2 protein-coding genes are annotated in these 3708 nt (G+C 33.8%); both read right to left on the reverse strand.

What is annotated here, in order from left to right:
• A partial coding sequence (locus tag CI949_RS18305; RefSeq protein ID WP_365941940.1) for a bifunctional pyr operon transcriptional regulator/uracil phosphoribosyltransferase occupies positions 1-300 on the reverse strand: 300 nt, incomplete at its 3' end.
• Positions 301-621: 321 nt separating this feature from the next.
• Positions 622-3708: Ig-like domain-containing protein (locus CI949_RS18310; protein ID WP_290769055.1), on the reverse strand; the 3087-nt coding region annotated here is incomplete at its 5' end.

Here is a 3708-nt window from a genome sequence, read left to right on the forward strand (position 1 = left end):
AACAACTTTTTTGCCTGTGATATCAAAAGGTATTTCTGTCCGATGAACAATCGGCTGCTGGGCAACTGTTGAAAGATCATCCCGATAAAGGGTAATATCAAGAATACCAGTTGGTAACTTGATTCCCTCAATTTCTTCAACCTTAGCTGCCAGTCTTTCGGCAAGTGGAACCCCTCTGGTTCTAATACCAATTAAAACCAAATCTTCAGTACCTTTGTTTTTTTCCAGAATCTCATGAGCAATTCTTGTAATTGCCCGCCCCATTGCTGCAGAATCGATCAGTTCTTTTTTGATCTTCATTTCTGATTTATCCAAAAAATTACCTCCTTTAGGGAGAATATTTCTAGCGGCAAAAAAATAACCTTCTCACGGCATAGTAAGAAGGCTGCTAAAATTTATATTTTCCCTTACTAGCCTCTCTGGACTAATTTAAAGAATATCATTCTATTTGATTAGATATTATCAGAACAAATGCACCAAGTCAAGCAAAATTCAAATAAAAATATATCTTTTCTTTCCTTGATAATAAAAATTACAAAAAACAACTTAAAATTTACATATGTCTAGAATATAATCCAGATTAGAAATAATTTCTAATCTGGATTATATTTATTAATCAATTTACTTTATTCTAAAATTAACTTCAAACATTAATCCCTCTCTAATTTTAACTATTACTGGATTTTTGCTTAATATTTCAGCTCCAGCTGGAAGAGAGTTTTTATCTAGTTTTAAGACCAGAGTCTGCATTGGCTGAATATTACCTTCAGCTCTTATTTCAAAATGGAATCTACCGAATTGATCTGTTTCTACAATTTGACCGGTGGTGGATATAATTCTGATTCCTTCCAGTCCTTTTTCAGCTTCGCCTTCAGTCTGCATTCTATCTTCATTTTGATCAAGATAGACCTTACCTATCACAGTTGAAGTAGTAAATAGTGGATCTTCAATTACTAATACTTCTGCCTCTGCTGTATTAGAAATTAGATTTTCTCCTACTTTAGCATATGCCTGGTTAATATAAGTATTAGAATTGACAACACCACTACCAACTACCAGGGTATATCTAATTTCCATACTACTTTCTGCATTTAACTCCAGACCTTCCCAGCTGACAAGTCTATTTCCTTCAGTCTTCAGCTTAGTTTCACTACCCGTTTCAGAAACGATTACTGCTGAATCTTTAACAAATCTAAAGCCTGCTGGCAGTTTATCATAGAGAGTGAAAGAGTCAAGATCAAAATTGGTTTCATTTATAATTTCAATTTTATAACTTATGAAATCACCAATTGAGACCTGCTTTTCAGCTGCAGTTTTATTTATTATTATATCTGTAGGATAAACTTCTAAGACTCCAGTTGTAGTAGATGTATTACCTGCACCATCGGCAATTGATGCTTCAACCTCATATTCTCCAAGATCTAGAGGCTGATCAACATCTATGGACCAGCTGCCATCTTCATTGACTTCTGCTTCGCCTTCGAAGACTATTTCGCCATCTTCGTCTCTAATAACAACATCTACTTTCTGATCGGAATCAAGGTCATCCACAGTTCCCGAGATAGTAGGTGTAGAATCATTAGTTGAAATATTATAATTATCAAGTTCTATATTTGCTTTAATATTAAATTCATCCGAAATAACAGAATCAAAATCTTCAGCTTCAAATGTATAGCCTCTTCCTTCTTCATCAATTGATAAGCCATCAAAGGTAGCTATACCATTTTCGATTACAGCAGTACTATTTCCACTTAAGGTTCCATCAGCTGGATTATTTTTTATTTTAATTGTTATATTTCCATTTTCATAATCTGTAATTATATTTCCAAACTGATCTAATACACCAACTTCTACTGAATCAAGTTTTTGGCCAACAAAATTATCTTGAGGTTGTTCTACAAAACCAAGTCTATTAAATGCATCTGGTACTATTTCTAGCTCACCACTTTTTACAATTTCTGAGTCAACAGCAGCTGAAACAGTTCCTTTTTCACCGGAAACTTCACTTCTGACAAAGACTTTAACCTGACCATTTTCATCAGTAAGAAGACCGTCATTTAAGTCAGTTATATCATCAACCCAGTTTTCACCATCAAGTGAATATTCAACTTTATCATCATTACCTAATCCATCTTCAGATAATGTTACTTCCTTTTCTTTAATTGGGTTTTCATCTTTATCTTTAAATGTAAAGGTTATTGGCTGTTCTTGACCAGCTGTTATTTCAGTTGGATCTTTTAAATCTACATCTGACTGATATTGGTTGATTTTAACAGTTAATTCAGGATCTGTTCCATAGTTCATATTAAATATTAGATTAATTTCTCCAAGATCCTGATTATCTAAATAATCTTTAGATAATGTTATTATAGGCTTACCATTATCACCGATTTCTTCTGAATAATCATCATTTCCAAGCAGATTTCCATCAGCATCTTGAATCGATTCCAGACTTCTTCCATTTCTAGTTAGCACAACTTTTGTTACATTTTCATTTGTTTCTTTGAAATATTCAAAGTAATCAGTATCAATTGCAGCGTCCTTTATGTCAATTATATCTGTACTTACTTGATCAGCTTCGTACTGACGTCTATCATCTAAATTAGCACCAATAGGTATATCATTCTCACCAAATGAGTAATAATCTGCATCAATACTGGCTTTCCCTATATTTTTATAAGGAAGTTCTTGATCAACAGTTAGATCATAAGCTATTACTAGCTCTCCACCAACTGGAATAGTGTAGTCATCTGCTCCAGTTCCACTCGAAAGTGACCAGCTTAGATTACCATCAGCATCAATTACTGGATTAATATCATTGCGATCATCACCGTTTATTGTTATAGAAATATTACTAATTCCGGCATCACGCAGGCCTTCTGGGATTAGTCCTTCAAGTACAGTATCATAAGCAGGAGCTAAACCAGTATTTTCTGCTTTAATTGTATAGGATACTTTATCACCGGGAACTACTGGCTCATCATTAGCAATATTATCACTAATAGTAAGAGCTAATTTTGGCTGATTAAGAGTTATGCTTTCAATATCTTCAATACCATCTCTCGAATTATCAACTCCATCATAACTAATACTTGCCGGATTGGATAAAATAATAGGAGCTGAATCTTGAATGAGGCTTTCATCATCTATAACCTGAGCTTGATAGACTATTGTAAAGGTTCTATCCACTCCATCAGCAGGATTAGTTATATATCCAAGATTCCAGATTATCTTTCTATCTGGTGTCTCTGCATAAGAAATTGATATATCTTGATATTGGTAACCATTTAAGTTATTTTGATTTAGATCTTCGTCTCCGTTGATTCTTAAAGTATCAACATATTTCATACCTTGAGGCAGTTGATCTTTCACTACAAAGTTTGTACTTGTACCTTTTTGAATATCTATTTCCAGTTTATAAGTTACAAGATCACCAATTCGCACATAACTATCGTCAACAAATGTTGTGCTGTCTTTAGATTTAACAATACTACTATCATCATTGATAGTGAGGTCAGTCTCAGTTGTTTGAATGTAGTCATTTAAACTATCACCTGCTGCCCCTGTTCTCTGATCTGGATTAGTATTATCAGGATGTGAGGTCCAGGTAAGCTCAGCTGCATTGGTTAATAATTCTGCAGGTTTTACACTGTTATCTAATGTGGCCTGATAAGTTAGTTCTAATTTATTAGTAGAATCATATGTCTG

The organism is Halanaerobium sp., assembly GCF_003070835.1.